This is a genomic window from Advenella kashmirensis WT001 (assembly GCF_000219915.2).
In the GTDB taxonomy this organism is placed as follows: domain Bacteria; phylum Pseudomonadota; class Gammaproteobacteria; order Burkholderiales; family Burkholderiaceae_B; genus Advenella; species Advenella kashmirensis.
Genome location: NC_017964.1, coordinates 66,491 through 89,818 on the forward strand (window position 1 = coordinate 66,491; position 23,328 = coordinate 89,818).

Sequence of the window (23,328 nt, forward strand, 5' to 3'; positions counted from 1 at the left end):
TTCTTCAGAATCTATACAGGTAGCCCATTCGGAGAGATGGAGAGGTACTGCGTCGAACCAGCGGACTGTCGGTTACGCCGGACCCCCACCGCTGTACCCCAACATCCAGGAACAGATTCTGATGTCTGGTGAGGGTGTAATCTATTCTGATGCCGGCGTTAATATTGGTGCTGGATTTTCCTTCGTAACGGGCGCGCTCAGCCGTGACTTCGCTGTCTTTGACACCAAAGTAGTAATCCACATCCTTGCTATCGGACCACTGAATACCGGCGTAAGGCGTGATATGAATCCGATTGGTCGCGGCGAAAGAACGTTCCACTGCCAGTTTAATACGATTACCCTTGCTCTTGCCCACAGCGCGCATCCATTCGAGCGAAACGTCGGCAACGCCGCTATGCCATGTGCTGGCCAGTCCCAGCCATAATCCGCCTTCGCGCTTGTCCATACCCGAAAGGTAGGACGAGTCAGATGATTTATAACCATCGCCCAAAGCGTATCTGGCCCGGATTGAAAAATCAACCGGGCCGGCAGACGGCAGTTTGGCGTCGAAGGTCGTGCCGAAAAATCGTACGTATCGATTCTGAAATCCCAGCAGGGGGATGGCGCTGGTTTCATTTCCCACGTCGCGATACGGACTACGCTCAAAGCCGATTCCGGCACCCAGACTCCATTGCGATTCGTTTTCCTGCGGATACTCAGGGATTCGCAGGCCTTCGGCCTGAGCCATTGTCGGGCCGACGCAGGCCAGCAAAGCGGCTGTCAATATTCGTCTTGTGCGAGTGTTTCGCGGTTGCATATATTTCCCCTGATCAACTTGGAGTGCAGATTGTCTGGCTATTTCTATTACCCAATCCTTACTGCAGGAAAAAAAATTGCAACAGGCTTGCACGTGTCAGGCCCGATTCCAAGGGTGTGTGTCAACGGCGACTTATTTCTTTGTGACCAATTTATTGAAAACCACGAGTCAATACAATCCTTACCCCGTCGTGGACCCTTAACTTGCGGCAAATAAAAATCCGGACAAGCCAATTCGGTTCATGCGCCATGGTCGTTTGCGGGCGAGTTTCGCAACAGGCCTGGCCTGCAGCAGGTATATGCTTTATACCGGCTGATTCGCGCATCGAGCCATGCCAGTGCGACACGCAAAATGAAATAATATTGCAATTGAAATTTAACCTTTCTTGACTCTTTGATAGAAATGTAGTTACTATTTTCACCAGATCTTTATGCTAAACGAAATTTTGTCCTGGCTGTCAGGCCGAATTAACCCACTCTAAGTGCACGAGGAGCTGTGGTGAGTCATGTTATTGATCGTCTCAAATATTTCATTCGCAATAAAAACGAATTTTCAGATGGACACGGGAACCTCGTAAACGAAGACCGGTCCTGGGAACAGGCTTATCGTGATCGATGGCAGCACGATAAGATTGTCCGTTCCACTCACGGTGTCAATTGCACGGGTTCCTGTTCCTGGAAGATCTATGTAAAAGGTGGCATCGTCACCTGGGAAACGCAACAGACCGATTACCCAAGAACCCGGCCGGACATGCCCAATCATGAGCCGCGCGGCTGTTCGCGGGGCGCCTCTTATTCCTGGTATCTATACAGCGCCAATCGCATCAAATACCCGATGCTGCGCGGCAGACTTGCGCGGATGTGGCGTGAAGCGCGCAAAACGATGGCGCCGCTGCAAGCCTGGGAGTCTATTTGCACCAATCCGCAATTGGCTGACGAGTACAAAAAAATTCGCGGTAAAGGCGGCTTTGTGCGTACCACATGGACCGAGGCCAATGAGTTGATTGCGGCTGCGAATGCCTATACGATCAAGCGCTATGGGCCCGATCGAATTGTCGGATTCTCACCTATCCCAGCCATGTCGATGGTCTCGTTTGCTGCAGGCAGTCGGTATTTGTCGCTGCTGGGAGGCACCATACTGAGTTTTTATGATTGGTACTGCGATCTTCCGCCGTCCAGTCCACAGACATGGGGCGAGCAGACTGATGTCTCTGAGTCCGCCGACTGGTTCAACTCCAGTTTTATCGTCATGTGGGGGTCCAATGTGCCCCAGACCCGAACGCCAGACGCCCACTTTATGGTTGAAGCGCGCTATCGGGGAGCCAAGATAGTTTCGATTTTTCCGGATTACGCAGAGGGAGCGAAATTTGGCGATATCTGGCTGCATCCGAAGCAAGGTACAGATGCAGCCCTGGCGCTGGCCATGGGCCACGTCATTCTGAAAGAATTTCATCTGCAGGGAAAAAGCGAATATTTCCGTGAATACTGCCGTCAGTATTCAGACATGCCCTTTTTGGTTCGGCTGGTACGGCAAGCAGACAAATATGTGCCGGAACGCATGCTGCGAGCTTCGGACTTTGCCGATTCACTGGATCAGAAAAATAATCCGGCCTGGAAGACCGTTGCCTATGACGAAATAACCGGAAAAATAGTTGTGCCGCGCGGATCAATCGGCTTTCGCTGGACGGGCGAGTATGCGCAGGACCAGGGCAAGTGGAACCTGGAGCCCTGTGACGACCAAGGCAGGCCGCATCGCTTGCGTCTGTCCATTGTGGGCGAACACGACGAAGTTGTCCCGGTCGCATTCCCTTATTTTGGCAGCCAGGTCAACGATTTTTTCCAGGGGACGGACCACGACGATGTGCTGTTACGTAATATGGCTGTGTCGCGGGTCAACACCACAGAAGGGGAAGTACTGGTCACAACAGTCTACGATCTGCTCATGGCCAATTATGGGCTGGATCGGGGCCTGGGTGGAGACAATACCGCAAGCACCTATGATGACGACGTGCCGTATACGCCGGCCTGGCAGGAACGTATCACAGGTGTGAAGCCACAGGATGTAATAACGGTTGCCAGGCAGTTTGCCGAGAACGCAGATAAAACCCAGGGCAAGTCCATGGTGATCCTGGGCGCCGGCCTGAATCACTGGTATCACATGGATATGGCCTACCGCGGCATTATTAATCTGGTGGTTATGTGTGGCTGTGTCGGCAAATCCGGTGGTGGCTGGTGTCACTATGTTGGCCAGGAAAAACTTCGTCCGCAGACGGGCTGGAGTACGCTGGCGTTTGGCCTGGATTGGTGTCGGCCGCCACGCCACATGAACGGCACGTCTTTCTTTTATGCGCATACAGGCCAGTGGCGTTACGAGAAGCTTAAGGTTTCGGAGCTGTTGTCGCCCCTGGCGGACCCGCAAGCGTATCAGGCAGTTTGATAGACTTCAATGTCCGGGCCGAACGAATGGGCTGGCTGCCTCTGCGCCTCAATTGCAGACCAACCCCTTGCAGGTGGTGCGCCAAGCCCAGGAGGCTGGGCAGGATCCGGTGCAGTACGCCGTGCAGGGACTCAAGAGCGGCAAGCTCAAGCTGTCATGTGAAGACCCTGATCATCCTGATAATTTCCCGCGCAATATGTTTATCTGGCGTTCCAACTTGCTCGGCTCTTCCGGCAAGGGCCATGAGTATTTTCTTAAACATTTGCTGGGCACCGATCACGGCATCCAGGGCAAGGAGCTGGGGGAAGATGGCGATCAAAAGCCGGTTGAAGTGGCCTGGCATGACAGTGCCCCGCAAGGGAAACTGGACTTGCTGGTGACGCTGGACTTTCGTATGTCAACCACCTGTGTCTATTCAGATGTGGTGCTGCCTACAGCAACCTGGTATGAAAAAAGCGATCTGAACACATCTGACATGCATCCCTTTATTCACCCGCTATCGGCAGCTGTTGATCCCGTTTGGGAATCGCGCAGCGACTGGGAAATCTATAAAGGCATCGCCAAAGCCTTTTCAGGTATTGCGCAGACCGAGCTTGCTACGGTGAAAGATCTGGTCCTCACGCCACTGCAGCATGACAGTCCGGCTGAGCTGGGAGACCCTTTTGGCGTCACGGACTGGAAACACGACGCAGGCCGATGATTCCGGGTAAAACCATGCCGTCGTTTACCGTCGTGGAACGCGACTATGCGTCGCTTTACAAACAGTTCACTTCCCTGGGACCGTTGACTGCAAAACTGGGTGTGGGCGGCAAAGGCATCGCATGGCAGGCCAATGATGAATGTGATTTGCTGGCTCAATTGAACCATCGTGTGACCGATGAGGGCGTCAGTTATGGCTTGCCAAAGCTGGAAACCGATATCGACGCCGCCGAGACGATTCTGACGCTTGCCCCTGAAACCAATGGCGAAGTGTCGGTCAAGGCATGGGAAGCCCTTTCTGCCTTCACCGGACGTGATCATTCGCATTTGGCCAAACCGCGAGAACATGAGAAGATTCGTTACCGCGATCTGCAGGCACAGCCGCGCAAAATTATTTCCTCGCCGACCTGGTCAGGCCTGGAGTCCGATCACGTCAGCTACAGCGCCGGCTATACCAATGTGCATGAGCTGATCCCGTGGCGCACCCTGACCGGACGCCAGCAGCTCTATCAGGATCACACCTGGATGCGGGCCTTTGGCGAAGCCTGTGTGTGTACCGGCCGCCGGTCGACACCAAGTCGATTACACCAATGCTGCAGTCCCGTGGCAATGGCAATCCGCATCTGCTCCTGAACTTCATTACCCCGCACCAGAAGTGGGGCATCCATTCGACCTATACAGACAATCTGATCATGCTGACCTTGTCCCGTGGCGGGCCCATCGTATGGCTATCTGAAGTAGATGCGGCAAAAGGCGGTATCGCCGATAACGACTGGATTGAAGCATTCAATGTGAATGGGGCACTGGTGGCACGCGCCGTTGTCAGTCAACGGGTGCCCGAGGGTATGACGATGATGTATCACGCGCAGGAGAAGATCATCAATATGCCCGGCTCGGAAATCACCGGGGCCCGGGGAGGTATTCACAACTCCGTGACCAGAACCGTGATCAAGCCTACGCACATGATTGGCGGCTATGCACAGTTGTCATATGGCTTGAATTATTACGGAACGGTAGGCTCCAATCGTGACGAATTTGTGATCGTACGGAAAATGTCGAAAATTGACTGGCTCGAATCGCCGCTACGGGATTCGGAAGTATCGAAAACCTAGCGATGGGAGAGGACAATGAAAGTACGGGCACAAATTGCCATGGTTCTGAATCTGGACAAATGTATAGGCTGCCATACCTGTTCTGTCACCTGTAAGAATGTCTGGACCTCGCGCGATGGCATGGAGTATGCGTGGTTCAATAATGTCGAGACCAAACCCGGGATTGGTTACCCCAAAGACTGGGAGAATCAGAAGCACTGGAACGGCGGCTGGAAGCGCAATGAAAATGGCCGGATCGAACCCCGCCAGGCGGAAAGCTCAAATTGCTGGCCAATATTTTCGCCAATCCGAATTTGCCGGAAATTGACGACTATTATGAGCCGTTCACGTTCGATTATGATCATCTGCAATCTGCGCCGGAGTCCAGAACGGCGCCCACGGCGCGTCCGCGCTCGCTCATTACCGGCAAGATCATGGAAAAAATAGAGTGGGGACCGAACTGGGAGGAGATTCTCGGCGGCGAATTTTCCAAACGGTCTGCCGATTACAATTTCGAAGATATCCAGAAAGATATCTATGGGCAGTTTGAAAATACCTTCATGATGTATCTGCCCCGCTTGTGCGAGCATTGCCTGAATCCCAGCTGTGTTGCCAGTTGCCCGTCGGGATCCATCTATAAACGGGAAGAGGACGGTATCGTCCTGATTGACCAGGATAAATGTCGTGGCTGGCGCATGTGCGTATCGGGCTGTCCATACAAAAAAATCTACTATAACTGGAAAAGTGGCAAGGCAGAAAAATGCATATTCTGTTATCCCCGCATTGAAGCGGGCCAGCCCACGGTTTGCTCGGAAACCTGTGTTGGCCGAATTCGCTATCTGGGTGTGCTGCTTTACGATGCCGACCGGATTGAGCATGCCGCCTCGGTGCAGGATGAAGCCGCGCTATACGAGGCACAACTGGATGTATTCCTGAACCCAGACGATCCGGCCGTGATCGCCCAGGCCCTGTCCGACGGTGTGCCCCAGGGCTGGCTGGATGCCGCGCAGCAATCTCCAACTTACAAAATGGCGGTGGAGTGGCGGATTGCCTTTCCATTGCACCCGGAATACCGGACGTTGCCCATGGTCTGGTATGTACCGCCATTGTCTCCCATTCAATCTGCCGCCAACAGCGGCGATATTGGCACATTCGGTGCCCTGCCGGATATCAAATCATTGCGAATACCGCTGCGTTATCTGGCCAATCTGCTAACGGCAGGAGACGAGGCGCCGGTCGCGCTGGCGCTGGAGCGCTTGCTGGCCATGCGTGCCTATATGCGTGCCAGAACCGTGGACGGCGTGGAGCGGCCGGACATTCTGCAGCAGGTGGGGCTGACGCTTGCACAGGTTGAGCAAATGTACCGATATCTGGCCATTGCCAATTACGAAGACCGGTTCGTTATTCCCACCTCGCATCGTGAATATGCAGAAGATGCTTTCGATATGAAAGGCGGATGTGGTTTTTCTTTTGGCGACGGCTGTTCCAGCGGCTCATCCAAAGGCAGCCTGTTCGGCAAAAACCGAAGGGCGATGCCCAGCAGGTGGTATTCATGGACCTGCAACGCAATAAGGCGGTTCCTTCAGGAGAACCCACATGAGCGCGGCTTCATACACGCAATCACAAACGCAAGAACCGCCACAACAGCTCACCTATGCTGTCCTGTCTGCTTTACTGGGCTACCCGGACGAAGAGCTAATTGATGCGCTACCCATGTTGCGTTCATTGTTAAATCAGGAGCAGGCGGGCCATCTGGCACCCATACTGGATCTGCTGGCCAATAACCCGGATCTGATTCAATTACAAGAGCAATACGTGGAGACGTTTGACAGCAAACCAAGCCACTCCTTGCATCTGTTCGAGCATATCCATGGCGAATCACGAGATCGGGGTCAGGCCATGGTTGATTTGCGCAATGAATATATTGAACACGGCCTGCTGCCGGACACCACCGAGCTACCCGACTATATCCCCCTGTTTCTGGAGTTCCTGTCGCAGATCCCGGCAGAAAAGGCTGCTGAGCTGCTGGGCGATGCCATTCATATTCTGTCTCGCATTCAAGAAAAACTCGCCCGGGCCCAAAGCCCGTATGCGGCCATATTCCAGGTATTGCGCGGCATGACGCCGGTTGAGCCTGAGCCGCTGCCAGAGCCACCGCAAGGCGACATGGAAGAAACAATGGTGACCTTCGGGCCGAATGCCGACGGTACAGAGCCAATGCTTTATCGCAAGCCAGCGGTTGATCAACCGGTTACGTTTTATGAAACCGATCCCAGGAAAGAGACTGTGTCAAATATAGCTGCAGAAAAATAGGGAGCGCCCGATGTACTCATATCTACATCATTTTTTCTTCGGAATATATCCTTACATTGCGTTGGCGATATTTCTGCTGGGCAGTCTGATGCGATTTGAGCGCAGCCAGTACACCTGGAAGAGCGATTCAAGCCAGTTGCTTAAACGCAGTACGTTGCGCCTGGGCAGCATTTTGTTTCATGGCGGAATTATTGCCCTGTTCTTTACCCATCTGTTCGGTCTATTGACCCCGCCTGCGGTCTATCACGCTTTGGGCGTGTCCACGCAGGCAAAGCAGTGGCTGGCCATTGTGGTCGGGGCTGCACTCGGTATTGTCTGTCTGGTCGGGTTATTGCTGCTGATCTACCGGCGCATCTCCGAGCCGCGGCTGGTTGCCACCTCAAGGTTCAGCGATTGGCTGACCCTGTTCTGGATACTTGTAGTGTTGTTACTGGGGCTGCTTTCGATTTTCACGTCGGTAGAGCATAAGGATGGCGCGGTCATGCTGATGCTGGGCGATTGGGCGCAGCGTATCGTGACATTTCGTAGCGGCGCTGCAGAGGTGATGCTGGGGGCGCCCTGGGTTTACCAGGCGCATATGATATTGGGAATGACCCTGTTTTTGATTTTTCCGTTCACCCGGTTGGTTCACGTATGGAGCGGCTTTGCATCGGTTTCCTATCTGACACGGGCCTGGCAGCTGGTGCGTTCACGCTGATGGAGAAATAATCATGATTGTGGTCAACGGTGTTGGTATCGATGAAGCGCAACTGGCGGCTGAATTGCCCAGACACAGCGAGCAACGGGATCCGGTCAAAAGCGCAAGCCATGAGTTGGTGCTCAGGGAGCTGGTGCGCCAGCGCGCAAGCGCATTGGGTATAAAGGAAACCAGCTCGCAGGCATTGATGCAGGCGGTGTTTGACGCCGAAATCCAGACGCCCGAACCAGATGAGCAAGCTTGTCGTCGATATTACGAACAGCATAAAAACCAGTTCATTCACAATGACAGCGTCCAGGTCTGGCATATCCTGTTTCAGCTGACGCCGCAGATTGATGCGAAGCGGCTGCGTGCGCATGCAGGAGACATTCTTAACAACCTTCATCAGGATGTGCCGGAGGCTTTTGCTGAATATGCTCGCAAGTACTCCAATTGCCCATCGTCTTCAAACGGAGGCTCCCTGGGAATTGTTCACCGTCGCGAAACGGTACCGGAGTTTGAAAAAACAGTGTTTGCCCTGCCGCCGCATTCGCTGCTGAATCGACTGGTCGATACCCGTCACGGATTCCATATTGTGCGCACCGGTGTAAAGCACGAAGGCGATGTGATGACATTCGATGTGGTCCGCGAGCGCATTGCAGACTGGCTTAGTCAGTCAAGTCGGCGTCGTGCTACCTCGCAATATCTGCAGTTGCTGGTCGGGCAGGCGCAGATCAAAGGATTGGACATTGAGGGGGCCGATTCGCCCCTGCTGCAGTAATCAACGTATCCCTTCTTATCATCACGAGAGAGACAAACGATGAAGACCGAGAATCCCAAAGCGTACGCCGTGCTCTACAGCAGCACCTTTGCATTTATGGTCTGCTTTGTTGTATGGATGATGTTCGGTGTCCTTGGTATTCAGATTCGCCAGGAGCTTGGCTTGAGCGCCTTTGAGTTCGGGCTGTTGACATCCACGCCCGTCCTGACCGGCGCGCTGTTCAGGCTGCCCCTGGGGATATGGACTGATCGCTTCGGCGGACGGATCATGATGACAATCCTGTTGGCCGGCTGCTCGGTTCCGGTCTACCTTGTGAGTTATTCCCAGCAGCTGTGGCATTTTCTGGTCATCGGATTATTTCTTGGGCTGGTTGGTGCCTCATTTGCCATTGGCACGCCATACGTTGCGCGTTTTTTCTCTGCTGAAAGAAAAGGCTTTGCCATGGGGTTTTTCGGCGCCGGCACGGTGGGTGCGGCCGTTAACCTGTTTTTAACGCCCATTCTGCTCGAGAGCTTCGGCTGGCGTACCGTCCCCAAAATCTATGCCATCGTTTTATTGATCACCGCAGTCGCTTTCTGGTTTGTGTCGGCACCTGATCCTGGTGCAGGCAAGACTACCGGCCGTCTTGCAGACCAGTTCAGGATCCTCAGAAATCCCAAAGTCTGGCGGTATTGTCAGTATTATTCGATCACATTTGGCGGATTCACGGCGCTGTCCTTGTGGATTCCTCAGTATTTTCAGGGTGAGTACGGCTTGACGCTGGTCGCTGCCTCCGCCCTGGCCGCCGGGTTTTCGTTGCCGGGCGCCATATTGCGGGCGGTCGGCGGCGGCTTGGCAGACCGCTTCGGCGCCCACAATGTCACGTGGTGGTGTCTTTGGGTCGCCTGGGTCTGCCTGTTTCTGCTGTCGTATCCGGATACCCAGCTGACCATCAAAACGCTGGAGGGCGCCTCGACATTTCATTTATATATGCCGATATGGCTGTTTGTGATCATTCTGTTTGTGCTGGGGGCGGTCTTTGCATTTGGCATGGCGTCCACCTTCAAATATGTGGCAGATGATTTTCCGGACAATATGGGAACCGTCACCGGCATTGTCGGACTGGCAGGCGGTCTGGCCGGGTTTTTGTTGCCCATTATGTTCGGCATTCTCGCCGAGCTCTTTCAGATCCGCTCAAGCTGCTTTATGTTGCTTTATGGCGTGGTGTGGGTCTCGTTAATTATCATTTATATTTCAGAGGTCAGACGCGTCCAGATTTCGGGCGAGATGGTTGATCCTGCAGGCAGGTAGTGCGCCGCCGCAGCGCTGTATGCTGGTTTGCAGACGTTTTGCGGGCGCTCCTGAATACCACAGGCAAAAATATATACTTGCTGCGTGGCCGAAGCACAGAGCCGGACTCATCGCTCATCTTGATACGATGCGGGCATACCGATTATGATGTTTGTTTTTGGCTAACAGGAAGACTTCATGACAAACGGCATTATTCTCGGCGCTCCATCGTCAACACCGGCGGTAGTGGTAGGAGGCGGCACCATGGGGGCAGATGTCGCCGTAGTGCTTCTGCGCGCGCGCTGCCCGGTGCATCTTGTCGAGACCCGTGGCGCGGCGCATCAGCAGATCAGGGAGCGCATTGCTGCTAACCTGGCGCAAATCAACTGTGCCGACAATGTTGAGCTGCTGACCATGGCAGCGACACTGGAGGCGGTAGATTGGCAGAACATTAAGCTGGTCATCGAATGCATTCCGGAAAAACTCGATTACAAACGTGAACTGTTCAAATCTTTGTCTGCTCTTGCGCGGCCGGATACGGTGCTGGCCAGCAATAGCTCAAGTTTTCCCATCAGCCAGATCGCCCAAGGCCTGTCGCAACGCGAGCGCATGATCGGTTTGCATTTTTTCATGCCAGCGCACATTGTGCCGCTGGTGGAGGTTGTACTGGGTCCTGATACGGATCAGCAGAGCGCGGAGGACCTTGCCACGTTTATGCGTCGTTGCGGATCGGTACCGATCATCGTTCGCAAGGATGTGCCAGGTTTTGTCGCCAACCGCCTGCAGCATGCATTGGGCCGCGAAGCTTTCTCGATGATACAGGAGGGCATCGTCACGCCACAGGATATCGACAATGCAGTGCGTTTCGGCTTTGGTTTTCGCTATATCGCAGCAGGCCCGATCATGCAAAAAGAGCATGCAGGCCTGGATGTGCACGCTGCTGCGGCCGCTACGATCTACCCGACCCTCTCCAATGTAAGCGAACCGCCCCCGGTGCTGGCCGACAAGCCCGGCCAGGGCCAGTTGGGCATGAAGTCCGGCCAGGGGTTTTACGATTGGACACCAGAGCAGATTGCCGCCGAGCGGGCTCGCTACGATAAGGCCTTGCGCACCGGGCTGAATATTCTGGCCGCAGACCTGCCCGAGATCGAGCCCTGAGCACTTAAGCTCTTACCGCAACGCCCGCCGCGAATGCGGCTGGTCAGACTAATGCGCCTGTATGCTTGTATGCCGGTATGGGCCGTACGGCGTCGCAGGCGCTGCGGCAATGACAGTCGTGATCGTGGATCGCCATGCTGGATTTGTACACTCGCAGGCATTGCACTCCCGGTTTGTTCTATACCCGAACCGAACAGGCAGGCTATCCAGGCACGGCGCATCAGCGCTGGCACTTACCGCGGCGCGCCAGTGTCAGGTTCATATGCCGGTTGACATCCTTGTACAGCAGGTAGCGGAACTTGTCGGGCCCGCCAGCATAGCAAGCCTGTGGGCAGAAGGCGCGCAGCCACATGAAGTCGCCCGCTTCAACTTCGACCCAGTCCTGGTTCAATCGATAAACGGCCTTGCCTTCGAGCACATACAGGCCATGCTCCATGACATGCGTTTCGGCAAACGGGATCACGCCGCCGGGCAGGAAGGTCACGATATTGACGTGCATATCGTGGCTCATGTCGGTGGGGTTCACAAAGCGCGTGGTGGCCCAGCGTCCTTCGGTATCGGGCATGGCCACGGGGGCAACTTGTTGCTCATTGGTGACAAAGGAGGCGGGGGCAGGAATGCCTTCGACAGCCTGGTAGCGCTTGCGGATCCAGTGGAAACGGGCAGCGTTGTCGCTCTTGTTGTTTATGGCCCAGTTCGAGGCGGGTGCAATGAAGGCATAGCCACCGGGGGTGAGCGTATGTTCAGTACCTGCCAGGGTGAGCGAGAGCTGTCCTTCGACCACGAAGAGCACGGCTTCGGCCAGCGGGTCCTGCTCTGGTTGGCTGCTGCCGCCGCCGGGGGCGACTTCAACAATATACTGGGAGAATGTTTCGGCAAAGCCCGAGAGCGGGCGTGCCAGCACCCACAGCCGGGTGTTCTCCCAGAACGGCAGATAGCTGGTGACGATATCGCGCATGACGCCTTTGGGAATGACGGCATAGGCTTCGGTAAACATGGCACGGTCAGTCAGCAGTTCGGTCTGGGCCGGATGACCGCCATGGGGTGCATAGTAGTAGGGGGTCTTTGACATTGGAAAAAGTCCTCGAGTAGTGTCAGTTAAAGCAGAGAGGGGGACGGCAAGCACACGTCACCTTCAGAGAAGCGGGCCGATCAGGCCGCCGGGCGTGAGTGTGGCGATATCGCAATTTTCTCCTGGTCCGCTGCGATCGATAACCAGAAAGTCCGAGACTGCCAGCTACCACGCGAGGCAATAGGCGGGTGATGCCAGACGCCTGCGGCGTAGTTTACGCCTTGCTGGCTCTGGCATAAAAACACGCGCACCTGCTCAATGGTCGGCGCCTCACCGGCCGCGGCAACCGCCACCAGATAGGGGCGCGACGACAGTGGCATAAAGGCCTGGCTGCCCAGAGGATGGCGCTCCATCATGGTAATTTCGAAGGGCAAGGCGCGTGGCAAGCCACGGAAAATAGACACAATTGCCTCGCCCTGCGGGCCCGGATCAATATGGGCCAGATCGTGGTAACGTTCGGTATTGCCGTCGTTGATCGTAAAGTGCTTTGCCGCATCGCTGGCCTCGATCACCTGGCCAAAGGGTGCGAAGGCATTGCGTGTCAGCGGCTCTATTGTCAAACGTCTGAGTGTCATGCTTGCTGCTACCTTTAATCCTCGTTTGTTCCGGTCTGACCGTTGAGCGTATTATGCGCCTGTTGCCGATCAATATCGCCTTCCCAGGCACCGATAACGATCGTACCGACACAGTTGCCGATCAGGTTGGTCAGGGCGCGCGCGATGCCCATGAACCAGTCGACAGACAGTACCAATACCAGTCCGATAGCGGGAATCGCCGGAATGGCACTCAGGGTTGCCGCCAGGATCACGATGGCCGAGCCGGGTACACCGTGTGCTCCTTTGGATGTCAGCATTGAAATGGCCAGGATTGTGATCAGATCGGTAAATGACAAGGCCGTATTGGTCGCCTGCGCGATGAAAACGGCAGCCAGTGTCAGATAAATCGAAAATCCATCCAGGTTGAACGAGTAGCCGGTAGGAATTACCAACCCTACAGTGGTGCTTTTGACGCCCATTCGCTCCAGTTTATGCATAACCTGGGGCAACACGGCGTCTGACGACGCGGTGCCAGCCACCACCAGCAGTTCTTCGCGCAAATAGGCAAGCAGTTTGAAAATGTTGAAACCGGCAAGTCGCAGGATCAGGCCAAGGATGACGATCACGAATATCGTGCAGGTGACATAGAACAGGGCCACCAGCATGCTCAGCTGGCCCAGCGTGCCCACGCCATATTTGCCGACGGTAAAGGCTACAGCGCCCAATACACCGAGTGGCGCCAGGCGTACGATAAAGCCGATGATCTTGAAAAACACATGGGATAACTGATTCACCAGCGCAGCAACCGGTCGCCCGCGCTCGCCCATTACAGCCACTGCCGCCCCGAACAGAATGGCAATGAGCAGCACCTGCAGGATATCGCCGGAGGCAAATGCATCGATAAAGGTTTTGGGAATCACCCGCATCAGAAAGCTCACCGTATCTGTTGCATGCTCGGCCTGGGTTGCATAGGGCGTCAGCGCGCTGGCATCGAGCGAGGATGTGTTCACGTTCATGCCATGGCCGGGCTCGAACAAATAGGCCAGACCAATGCCCAGCGCCAGGGCAAAGGTGGTGACAATTTCAAAATACAGCAGGGCTTTGGCGCCCACCCGGCCCACTTTCTTCAGATCGCTGCTGCCGCAAATACCGTGCACCACCACGCAGAATACCAAGGGCGCAATAATCATTTTGATCAGCTTGATAAAGCCGTCGCCCAGCGGCTTGAGCTGCTCGCCAAAGTGTGGCCAGAACACGCCGATAATCGCGCCCAGAATCAACGCCACCACAACCTGGCAAAAGAGACTTCGACAAATAATACGCATTTAGATCCACTCCCCGGGAGCGCCGTAGAGTGCGCCAGCCTGTTGGTTATTTGTGAAATGCCATCTGAAATGTCAGATAACATGTCAACTATAATTAGAATGACTTAAAATGCGATAGTCGTGAAAACCCTAAAAGGCCTCTCTCTTACCATGCGAACTCCCATACGCTCTTCAGATCAGTCTTTGGCGGAACAGGCTTTTGAAGCCTTTCGGGATTTGCTCGCTTGCGGTCAAATACGCTCGGGCCAGATGATTTCGATATCAGAACTAGTAGAGGTGACCGGCCTGCCGTTGGCCCCGTGCGCGAAGCGGTAAAGCGAGCCGCCGCCGCCGGACTGGTTTCAATTTTGCCCAAACGAGGCGTATTGGTGCTTGAAGCCACCGCGGAGGCACTGCATGCCGGGTTTCACCTGCGTTATCTGTTTGACCAAGAAGGCGCCCGTCTGTTGGCGCAGCAGGCGCCGGATCGAGAGCTGGCACACTTGCGCCAGGAACATGAGCGTGTGCTGGAACAGGCTTCAGAAGGCGCCATATCCGCTCAACTACAGATCAAAGCGATGGAGGTAGACTGGTCACTGCATGCCTGGCTTACCGGGGCACTGAATAACCCGGTGGCATTGGCGGTTTATGATGAAAATCGTTATCGCCTGAGTGTCATGCAACATTCACGCCGACCCTTGCCGGAAAGAATCATTCCGGCCATGACCGAACATCTGCAAATCATCGATCATATACAGGCCGCGCGCCGGAACAGGCCGTGCAGGCGGTCAGAACCCATTTGCAGAAAACCCTGCGCTGGTGGGGTATCGTTGATAACAACGGGCAGCTGTTCAAAACAGTCAGATAAGCGCGGGCATGCGTCGATTGCATACGTGGCGACGGCGATGCAGCCCAGGCCTGCGCAGCATCATTACCTTGTTTTGACGTAGCGGCGCGGCTTACATCGTCATTGCTTTGCGCGGGCGAAGCACAACAGGAGAAAATATGACAAATGTTTTTATCGTTGGCGGCTCGGGAAAAGTGGCCCGTCATCTTGCCAGGCAATTGAGTGCACGTGGTCACAAACCTCATTCACTGCATCGGAACGCCCGGCAGGCAGACGAACTCAAGGCCCTGGGCGCGGTCCCGGTATATGGAGATCTGCTGCAACTGGAGGCAGCCGAGCTGGCCCGGCTCATGGCGGGCAACGATGTGGTGGTGTTTTCGGCAGGGGCTGGCGGCAAGGGTGGAGCCCAAATGACCAATGCCATTGATGGGAGTGGGTTGGAACTGGCCGTAGCGGCAGCCATGACAGCGGGCATTCGGCGCTTTATTCTGGTGTCGGCATTCCCGGAAGCAGGTCGCGGCAAGACTGTATCCGAGACCTTTGAAAATTACATGGTGGTGAAAAAACACGCCGACGTGCATCTGGCTGCAACGGATCTGGACTGGGTCATTCTGCGACCCGGTACCTTGCTGGATACAGCCGGTACCGGCAAGGTACGCGCAGGTCTGGCCATTCCCTATGGGGGCATACCGCGTCCTGACGTTGCGGCTGCCCTGGTTGAGATCATTGAGCATCCGGAAGTAAACCGGATCATTATTGAATTGACCGAAGGCGATATGCCGGTGGCCCAGGCCATGCAGCAACTGGCGCGGGCGTGAGTGATGTAACGGTTCGCTTAGCCCGTTACGCTTTCGGCACGCACCGGCTTGTGCTGCTCTGACCAGCCAATCACACTGGGGGCGGGTTCGGCCGGTGTTTGTGGGGAATCTGCCAGTGCGTGAAGTCCACGACTTTCCTTACGCTGGGCGGCACATGTTGCAATCAGCCACGCGCAATCCAGGCGGTTGTGCAAATCCAGTCGCATGGGTGTCCAGGGCTGTGGCGGCGTTTGTGCCAGCAGCTTGCGCCAGCGTGCTAACTGCTCAAGCGCATGGCCAATGCCCGGTGTGGTTCGAATGATGCCCAGGTTTTCTCCCATGAGCTGCCGGATATCTGTTGCATCGGGCAGCGCAGTCGGCTCATCAGGCAAAGCAGTCTCATCGAGCGAAGCAGGGTGGCCCTTGATCGCTGGTCGTCCACTGTCGGCAAGCTGCGTCGTTGTGGTGGCAGCTTGCATGCTGCCCGCCTGACTGCATTGCTCAATAATGGCCTGAGCGCAATTTCTTCCAATCACAATACATTCAAGCAGTGAATTGCTGGCTAGCCGATTGGCGCCGTGCAGGCCGGTATCGGCTACTTCGCCTACGGCATATAGATAGTCGACAGTAGTACGTCCGCTCAAATCGGTCACGATGCCACCGCAGGAGTAATGTGCTGCCGGCGCGACCGGAATGGCTTGGCGGGTGATGTCCAGTCCCGCGTCCAGACAAGTCTGGTAAATCATGGGGAAGTGCTCGCGAATAAAACCGGCCGGGCGGTGGGAAATATCCAGCCATACAGGTTGTCCTTGTTGCCTGCTTATTTCAGCGTGGATGGCTCGTGCCACAATATCGCGCGGCGCCAGTTCGGCGCGCGAGTCATACTCAGGCATGAAGCGGCGTTTGCCGGCATTCAACAGCACGCCGCCTTCGCCCCGGACCGCCTCGGAGATCAAAAAAGATGCAGTATTGGGCAAGGCAAGCGCAGTAGGATGAAACTGGATAAATTCCAGATTGGCAATGCGGCAGCCCGCCCGCCAGGCAATGGCCTGACCATCACCGGTGGCGGTGAGCGGGTTGGTGGTATAAGGGAACAGTTGTCCCAGTCCGCCCGTGGCCAGGACGGTATGGCGGGCGGTCAGGGTTAACGCTTTACCCGAGGCCGTATCCAGGGCCTGAATGCCCCGGCAGGCGGATCGGTCTGCGTGTTCCTGCGAGACAAATTTTTGCCTGGCCAGTTCATGCGTGGTTAATGCATGTGTAACTAATGCATCGACGCATACAGTATGCTCAAACACGTCCACGTTGGGCAGTTGTCGCAACTGACTCTGCAACACAGATGTGATTGCTAATCCGGTGCTGTCTGCGGCATGAACGATGCGGCGATGACTGTGGCCGGCTTCGCGCGTCAGATGTAATTGATTCGGGCCCGCAAGAGTAAATTGGACGCCATGGCCTCTTAACCAGTCGATCGCCGCCGGTGCGCCTTGCACAATGTGGCTGACACTTGTCATATCGCACAGTCCAGCGCCCGCAATCAGCGTATCACGAATGTGGTTGTCGGTATGGTCGTCGGCATCCAGCACCGCTGCGATCCCGCCCTGGGCCTTGCTGCTGGCGGTGGTCTCCAGTGAAAGTTTGCTGACAATGGCAATACGCATAGTGCCAGGCAGGCTGAGTGCAACCGACAGGCCGGCCAGGCCACCACCGATAATCAACACATCATAGTCATGCGTTGTGGCTTTCATCAGGCAGGTCCGATTTGGGAAAATAAATGCACATCGCGGCTCAGATCGCCGCTGGCCCGGATATTCTTTTTATAGGCAGCGGCAAAATCGAGCATGCGGGCGATGGGTTGGAGCGCCCGATACCCCAGCTCTGGATTCAGGATGATTTGTCCGCTATGCGTTTGCAGGCAGTTGGCCACGCCGGCAAGCCCGTTCATTGCCATCCATGGGCAAAAGGCGCAACTCTTGCAGGTGGCGCTCTCACCTGCCGTGGGGCGGCGATGAACGTTTTTCCTGGCGCCTGCTTTTGCATTTCGTGCACAATGCCCTGATCGGTTGCCACGATAAAGTGCGTCGCCGGCATCTCGGTAACCGCCTGAATCAGCCGGCTGGTGGACCCAACAACATCAGCCAGGGCGATCACCGAAGCCGGCGATTCGGGATGCACCAACACGCACGCTTGCGGATTGGCTTTTTTCAGGTCGGCCAGTTCTTCGGCCTTGAATTCATTGTGCACCAGGCATGAGCCCTGCCACAGCAGCATGTCTGCGCCGGTTTGCTGTTGTATGTAGTGGCCCAGATGGCGATCAGGACCCCACAGAATTTTTTCACCCCGCTGGTGCAGGTAAGTCACGATTTCCAGCGCGATCGAAGAGGTGACCACCCAATCGGCCCTGGCCTTCACTTGCGCGCTGGTATTGGCATACACTACCACCGTGCGTCCCGGGTTGGCATCGCAGAAAGCCGCAAAAGCATCGGGCGGACAGCCCAGATCCAGCGAGCAATTGGCATCCAGGTCAGGCATTAACACCTGCTTTTCAGGACTCAGGATCTTGGCGGTCTCACCCATGAATCGAACGCCGGCTACGACCAATGTGGTGGCTGGGTGATCCCGGCCGAAGCGGGCCATTTCCAGCGAGTCTCCGACACAACCGCCGGTCTGTAGCGCCAGATCCTGTAGTTCCGCATCAACATAGTAATGCGCAACCAACACTGCCTGCTGCTTTGTCAGATGATCGACAACCTGCTGCCGATATGCGTCCCGTTCCTGCTTGCCTAGCGGTTCGGGTACGCCAGCCCATGCCTGTTTGACCTGACAGGCTGATCCTGCGTCCGTGCTGCGTACCGACTGCTCCAGTGCCGGAAAATCAATGTCAAACGTCTTGCGTACAGAGAAGGAAGTTGATGTCATGAATCCGTATTCCGTGCCATATTTGAAAATATATTATGCTCTAATTGAGTATAAATCGTAAAGCACTTTTTATTTCCCTGCAGTATGCGTTGTGGTGCAAATGCCATCAGAGCCGTTCTGATAGAATCCATACATCATTGATGGATATGTACAGGTATGGCTTCAGGTTTTTCCGTGTCGAGCACTGCAGAAGGCGCAACCGAGGTTGTCGCGGTACTGATCGCGATTACCAATCTGAACGCAAGGGTGCTGACCGTGGAAGCCGGCAATATCCTGCCCTATGGACCGCTATCGCCCGTGCATAGCTCGTTGCAGGCTGGCGTGCGCCAGTGGGTCAAGAACCAGACCATGCAGCCCATGGGCTACGTGGAGCAGCTCTATACCTTTGTCGATACGCTGCGGACTCGCGCCTCGGGGCATCCCGTGCTGTATGTCAGTTACCTGGGGCTGGTCAAGGAAGCCGATGAGCGCTTGCTCGAAGCCAATGCCAGTTGGCAGGACTGGTACCGTTACTTCCCCTGGGAAGACCACCGCGAGGGCAGGCCGGAATGGATCGCTCGTGTGTTTTACCCTGCTCTGAGAAAATGGGTCGCCTTTGCCGAAAATGACGCGATTCGCCAGAGTCGGCAGCGACGCGTTGATCTGTGCTGGGGGCAGGGTGAACATGCCTGGATCGAAGACAATACCTTGTACCGCTATGAATTGCTCTATGAAGTGGGTCTGATTCCGGAATCACCGTTGTTTGATGGAGCTCTCCCTGAGGCCATGACGGGTAAGGCCATGCAGCACAACCATCGCCGGGTGCTGGCCATGGCCATGTCCAGATTGCGGGCTAAAATCAGATACCGCCCGGTTATTTCCGAATTGATGGCCACTGAATTTACCCTGCTGCAATTGCAGAAAAGTATCGAAAGCCTGGCCGGGGTGGAGCTGCACAAGCAGAATTTCCGGCGCCTGATGCAGCACCAGGACTTGCTCGAACCCACCGGACAAAGCACAGTCCAGGAACGAGGACGCCCGGCGCAGCTATACCGGTTCAAGGATACGGTCTTGCTCGAAAGCCTGCTGTCCGGCAGTAAGCTCCCGGTCAATAAATAAACTTTTCAATAAGCCATTGTCGGTTTTTTATAGCTGTTATATACTCAATTTGAGTATATAACAGCCTCTATGGGGCGATCTTTTAACAGGACCTGTTTGCTTATGAATCCCGCTGCTCACGAATTACCCGACGTTGTTTTATTGCCATTTGTGCAGGCAGCGCTGACAGAAGACATGGGGCGAAAAGGCGACATTACTTCGCAGGCGACCATCCCCGTCGGCAAGCAGGGCGTCTGCATCTGGTCTCGCGCCGCCCGGGCGTGATTGCCGGAATGGCGCTGGCGCGGCTGGCCTTCGCGCAGATCGACCCTTCCATAGAAATGACAATTGTCCAGCAGGATGGCTCACATGTTGAGGCAGGCCAGTTACTGGCGACGGTTTCCGGGGATATCCGGTCCATGCTTGCCGCCGAGCGTACGGCGCTCAATTTCCTGACACACCTGAGCGGCATCGCCACGCAGACCGCCGATATTGTGAAACTGGTCGCAGATACGAACGCTCGCATTACCTGCACCCGCAAAACTATTCCGGGCTTGCGGGTACTGCAGAAATACGCGGTGCGCGTCGGGGGCGGCTGGAATCACCGGATGGCGCTGGATGACGCCATGCTGATCAAAGACAACCATATTGCGCTGGCCGGCGATCTGCGCACTGCCATTGCCCAGGCCCATGCGCATGCAGGACATCTGACGCCCGTCGAGCTTGAAGTCGATACGCTGGAACAGCTGGCGATCGCACTGGACGAGGGCATCAGGCTTGTATTGCTGGACAATATGGATTGCGATACCTTGCGCCAGGCCGTGGCAATGTGCCAGGGCAAGGCGCAAACGGAAGCCTCCGGCGGCATTACCCCTGAAACGGTACAAGCCGTGGCGCAAACCGGCGTCGACTATATCGCGATCGGGTATCTGACGCACAGCAGCAAGGCACTGGATATCGGCCTGGATTTTCAGGCATGAAGGCAACGGCGGACATGAGGTGTTGACCCTAGGATACTGGCAGGAACCTGCGGTGCGCCCGTGTGAACTCGACAACGGTGCACGCTTCCCTTGTGTATCATTTGTAGGCGCCGGCGACGGATAAGGCCTTAAACTACGTTTCGAATCTCTCTGGCCGTATCCTGCAGCAGCGGCAAAATATGCTGTATTAAGTATTTTTTTGTCGTTTTTGTCGTTGGCGAAACAATGTTCAACGCGGCGATTACTTTGCCCTGTTGTCCGTATACCGGGACCGCCAAGGCATGCACGCCCAGTTCATGCTCTTCACTTGAATAGCACCAGTCTTGTTTCTGAATCTCACGCAGCAGCGCTAAAAATGATGTGTTATCAATCTGGGTGAATCTGGTCATGCGTTGTAGCGGAAAATGTTCCAGCCATTGTAATTGTTCCTCTGCATTCAAATGGGCCAGCAGGATTTTGCCCGCCGATGTCGCGTGAGCGGGCAGGCGGTTGCCAAGTGTCAGCCCATAGGGATTGACGCGATCACTTTGCTGCTGGGCTGCGCTTCTGGCGATGGTAATCGCCTCGTAACCATCCAGTACCATCACGGAATAGATCAGAGATGTCTGGTTGGTAAGCAAATTGAGCAATGGTTGCGAGACTTTGGGCAAGGTCGCGCCGCCGATGTAGGAACCCGAGAACCGTAATACCTTGGGGGTCAGATAAAAATAGTGACCGTCCGATTCCAAATAGCCCAAATATTCCAGCGTCAATAAATGACGACGTGCGGCAGCTCGGGTCATGCCGGTTCTTTCTGCCGCCATCGATATATTCAAACGATGTCGATCAGAGCCGAAACTGTCCAGTAAAGCCATGCCTTTGCTGATACCAGCTACAAAATCTTCATATCGAATTGTTTTTTTATTCCGGGTATTCTCAATAACTCTTTGTTTTCGGTCGGCTATTTCGTTTGTGATGGTCAATTTCAGTCTCCAATGAAATATGTGGCATTTGTTCGATAATAATCATATTTGTACGATCATCGAACAAAATTTACCAAAACGGGGTAGAAAGACTGGTGAAAAAAATAAAAAATGGAGGTCAGGTAATTCACATGACGTATGGGCAAAACCACCGTCCATCGTAACGTCAGGTCATTGCAAGGATTATCGAAACCAGCAGTATGTTGATATCAAGCAATCTTAAGGAAGCGCAGCCATGAGCCGCTTATATGCCAGTCTGTTCTATCAGAAGCAAGTGACAGAAATTTTCAGCGACCGCTCTTTGTTGATTTATATGACTGTGGTTGAAGTGGCGCTGGCAAAGGCGCAAGCATCGGTTGGTGTGATTCCGCAAGAAGCTGCGCAAAGTATCGAAACAATCTGCACGGCCCAGATCGTTGAACAACTGGATATGGAAGCGCTGGTCATGGCCAGTGAGCAGGCGGGCAATATTGCTATTGCATTTGTGAAACAACTGACGGCTATCGTTAAAGCAAGCGACGAAAAAGCCTCGCGCTATGTTCATTGGGGAGCCACCAGCCAGGACATTCTGGACACGGCCTGTATTTTGCAGTGCCGTGATGCCTTGGATATTATCGAGGCGCAGCTTGGGAATGTTCATCAAACAGTTTTGGCTCAGGCGCAGACGCATCGCAACCTGATCATGATCGGGCGTACCTGGCTGCAACAGGCATTACCGATTACCTTCGGTCACAAGCTGGCGCGTTGGGCATCGGTTTGCAAACGCGACCTGGCCCGTATCGGACAAATGAAGCCACGAGTACTGTCAGTGCAACTGGGCGGAGCGGTGGGGTCCCTGGCATCCCTGGGGAATCATGGTTCAGCAGTGGTATCTGCTTTTTCCCGGCAGTTGAACCTGACTGCGCCTGTTTGTACATGGCATGGTGAACGAGACCGCATTGTCGAAATGGCAAGCGTACTGGCGCTGATTGTGGGCAATCTGGGAAAAATGGCCCGTGACTGGTCACTGATGATGCAGACCGAAATAGGCGAATTGCAAGAGCCGGCAGGAAATGGGCGAGGCGGTTCATCCACCATGCCGCATAAACGCAATCCAGTGGCTGCTGCGTCTGTGCTGGCTGCGGCCAGCCGGGTGCCGGTACTGATGGCAAGCCTGTATCAGGGCATGGTCCAGGAGCATGAGCGTAGCCTGGGCGGATGGCAGGCAGAGTGGTTGTCGCTACCTGAAATTTTTCAATTGTGCTCAGGGGCGTTGGAACGTACCTTGAACGTACTGGACGGGATGCGGGTGAGTCCAGAAATGATGCAGCGCAATCTTGAATGCACTCATGGGCTGGTGATGGCAGAAGCCGTTATGATGGCGCTGGCACCGAAGCTGGGTCGTCTCAATGCGCATCACCTGGTTGAAGATGCATGCAAGAGAGCGATCAAAGAACAGCGCCATCTGAAAGCGCTCATTGGCGAGATAGAAGAGGTCCGGCAGCAGTTCACAGCAACGCAGCTTGACGATATTTTTCGACCTGCATCCTATATTGGCAATATCCAGGAACAAATAGACGCGGTGCTCAGGCAAGCTGTTGGGGCAGCCGATTGATATTAATGCATGGACTCGTGC

The 23,328-nt window shown here is 55.0% G+C and carries 14 protein-coding genes and 5 pseudogenes; 12 read left to right on the plus strand and 7 right to left on the minus strand.

Annotated elements, in window-relative coordinates:
• Positions 1-4: 4 nt before the first annotated feature.
• Positions 5-796: a MipA/OmpV family protein gene (locus TKWG_RS00315; protein ID WP_148274438.1), complete on the minus strand. Its 792-nt coding sequence runs from the start codon at positions 794-796 to the stop codon at positions 5-7.
• A gap of 498 nt (positions 797-1,294) precedes the next feature.
• Between TKWG_RS00315 and TKWG_RS00320 the strand changes: the two are divergent.
• The 7 genes and pseudogenes from TKWG_RS00320 (at position 1,295) to TKWG_RS00350 (ending at position 11,219) form a co-directional block, all read left to right on the plus strand.
• A pseudogene (locus TKWG_RS00320) lies at positions 1,295-5,043 on the plus strand (nitrate reductase subunit alpha).
• Positions 5,044-5,058: 15 nt separating this feature from the next.
• Positions 5,059-6,563: pseudogene (gene narH / locus TKWG_RS00325) on the plus strand (nitrate reductase subunit beta); the annotation flags it as partial.
• Between the two features lie 55 nt (positions 6,564-6,618).
• Complete coding sequence (narJ, locus tag TKWG_RS00330) at positions 6,619-7,335, plus strand: nitrate reductase molybdenum cofactor assembly chaperone (protein ID WP_050981485.1); 717 nt, start codon at positions 6,619-6,621, stop codon at positions 7,333-7,335.
• A gap of 10 nt (positions 7,336-7,345) precedes the next feature.
• Positions 7,346-8,032, plus strand: a complete 687-nt coding sequence (gene narI, locus TKWG_RS00335) for a respiratory nitrate reductase subunit gamma (RefSeq protein ID WP_014748892.1) — start codon at positions 7,346-7,348, stop codon at positions 8,030-8,032.
• Positions 8,033-8,045: 13 nt separating this feature from the next.
• Positions 8,046-8,792, plus strand: coding sequence for a peptidylprolyl isomerase (locus TKWG_RS00340; RefSeq protein ID WP_014748893.1), 747 nt, complete (start codon positions 8,046-8,048; stop codon positions 8,790-8,792).
• A gap of 39 nt (positions 8,793-8,831) precedes the next feature.
• Positions 8,832-10,082 (plus strand): MFS transporter, encoded by a 1,251-nt coding sequence (locus tag TKWG_RS00345; protein ID WP_014748894.1) that lies wholly within the window; start codon positions 8,832-8,834, stop codon positions 10,080-10,082.
• Between the two features lie 177 nt (positions 10,083-10,259).
• Entirely contained in the window at positions 10,260-11,219 is a 960-nt protein-coding gene (locus tag TKWG_RS00350) for a 3-hydroxyacyl-CoA dehydrogenase family protein (protein ID WP_014748895.1), read from the plus strand.
• Between the two features lie 220 nt (positions 11,220-11,439).
• Here the strand turns inward: TKWG_RS00350 and TKWG_RS00355 are convergent, their stop codons facing one another.
• The 3 genes and pseudogenes from TKWG_RS00355 to TKWG_RS00365 form a co-directional block, all read right to left on the minus strand.
• On the minus strand, positions 11,440-12,291 hold the full coding sequence (locus TKWG_RS00355; RefSeq protein ID WP_014748896.1) for a bifunctional allantoicase/(S)-ureidoglycine aminohydrolase: 852 nt from the start codon (positions 12,289-12,291) through the stop codon (positions 11,440-11,442).
• Positions 12,292-12,354: 63 nt separating this feature from the next.
• A pseudogene (locus tag TKWG_RS00360) lies at positions 12,355-12,866 on the minus strand (ureidoglycolate lyase).
• A gap of 14 nt (positions 12,867-12,880) precedes the next feature.
• Positions 12,881-14,152, minus strand: coding sequence for a C4-dicarboxylate transporter DctA (locus tag TKWG_RS00365; RefSeq protein ID WP_014748898.1), 1,272 nt, complete (start codon positions 14,150-14,152; stop codon positions 12,881-12,883).
• Positions 14,153-14,451: 299 nt separating this feature from the next.
• Here TKWG_RS00365 and TKWG_RS00370 point away from each other — a divergent pair, with 299 nt between their 5' ends.
• Together TKWG_RS00370 and TKWG_RS00375 are read left to right on the plus strand one after the other, a co-directional pair.
• Positions 14,452-15,081: a GntR family transcriptional regulator gene (locus TKWG_RS00370; protein WP_014748899.1), complete on the plus strand. Its 630-nt coding sequence runs from the start codon at positions 14,452-14,454 to the stop codon at positions 15,079-15,081.
• 55 nt (positions 15,082-15,136) lie between these two features.
• Positions 15,137-15,796 carry an NAD(P)-binding oxidoreductase gene (locus TKWG_RS00375; RefSeq protein WP_014748900.1) on the plus strand — a complete coding sequence of 220 codons (660 nt, stop codon included), beginning with the start codon at positions 15,137-15,139 and terminating at the stop codon, positions 15,794-15,796.
• A gap of 17 nt (positions 15,797-15,813) precedes the next feature.
• On the opposite strand, the gene nadB is transcribed toward TKWG_RS00375, so the two are convergent.
• A complete protein-coding gene (nadB, locus tag TKWG_RS00380) occupies positions 15,814-17,523 on the minus strand; it encodes an L-aspartate oxidase (RefSeq protein WP_014748901.1) in 1,710 nt (569 codons plus the stop codon).
• Positions 17,523-18,694 (minus strand): annotated as a pseudogene (gene nadA / locus TKWG_RS00385) (quinolinate synthase NadA). The gene nadB and the pseudogene nadA overlap by 1 nt, the downstream one beginning before the upstream one ends.
• A gap of 156 nt (positions 18,695-18,850) precedes the next feature.
• Here nadA and TKWG_RS00390 point away from each other — a divergent pair.
• A complete protein-coding gene (locus TKWG_RS00390; protein ID WP_014748904.1) occupies positions 18,851-19,792 on the plus strand; it encodes an NUDIX hydrolase in 942 nt (313 codons plus the stop codon).
• A 102-nt stretch (positions 19,793-19,894) separates the two neighbouring features.
• A pseudogene (gene nadC, locus TKWG_RS00395) lies at positions 19,895-20,751 on the plus strand (carboxylating nicotinate-nucleotide diphosphorylase).
• 128 nt (positions 20,752-20,879) lie between these two features.
• Here nadC and pcaU read toward each other — a convergent pair.
• Positions 20,880-21,695, minus strand: coding sequence for an IclR family transcriptional regulator PcaU (pcaU, locus tag TKWG_RS00400; protein ID WP_148274619.1), 816 nt, complete (start codon positions 21,693-21,695; stop codon positions 20,880-20,882).
• Positions 21,696-21,948: 253 nt separating this feature from the next.
• On the opposite strand from pcaU, the gene pcaB reads away from it, so the two are divergent.
• On the plus strand, positions 21,949-23,307 hold the full coding sequence (pcaB, locus tag TKWG_RS00405) for a 3-carboxy-cis,cis-muconate cycloisomerase (protein ID WP_014748906.1): 1,359 nt from the start codon (positions 21,949-21,951) through the stop codon (positions 23,305-23,307).
• The last annotated feature ends 21 nt before the right edge of the window (positions 23,308-23,328 follow it).

Coding starts and splice junctions, on each gene's coding strand:
- TKWG_RS00315 (WP_148274438.1), bottom strand. CDS start 796: ATGCAACCGCGAAACACTCGCACAAGACGAATATTGACAGCCGCTTTG.
- narJ (WP_050981485.1), top strand. CDS start 6,619: ATGAGCGCGGCTTCATACACGCAATCACAAACGCAAGAACCGCCACAA.
- narI (WP_014748892.1), top strand. CDS start 7,346: ATGTACTCATATCTACATCATTTTTTCTTCGGAATATATCCTTACATT.
- TKWG_RS00340 (WP_014748893.1), top strand. CDS start 8,046: ATGATTGTGGTCAACGGTGTTGGTATCGATGAAGCGCAACTGGCGGCT.
- TKWG_RS00345 (WP_014748894.1), top strand. CDS start 8,832: ATGAAGACCGAGAATCCCAAAGCGTACGCCGTGCTCTACAGCAGCACC.
- TKWG_RS00350 (WP_014748895.1), top strand. CDS start 10,260: ATGACAAACGGCATTATTCTCGGCGCTCCATCGTCAACACCGGCGGTA.
- TKWG_RS00355 (WP_014748896.1), bottom strand. CDS start 12,291: ATGTCAAAGACCCCCTACTACTATGCACCCCATGGCGGTCATCCGGCC.
- TKWG_RS00365 (WP_014748898.1), bottom strand. CDS start 14,152: ATGCGTATTATTTGTCGAAGTCTCTTTTGCCAGGTTGTGGTGGCGTTG.
- TKWG_RS00375 (WP_014748900.1), top strand. CDS start 15,137: ATGACAAATGTTTTTATCGTTGGCGGCTCGGGAAAAGTGGCCCGTCAT.
- nadB (WP_014748901.1), bottom strand. CDS start 17,523: ATGAAAGCCACAACGCATGACTATGATGTGTTGATTATCGGTGGTGGC.
- TKWG_RS00390 (WP_014748904.1), top strand. CDS start 18,851: ATGGCTTCAGGTTTTTCCGTGTCGAGCACTGCAGAAGGCGCAACCGAG.
- pcaB (WP_014748906.1), top strand. CDS start 21,949: ATGAGCCGCTTATATGCCAGTCTGTTCTATCAGAAGCAAGTGACAGAA.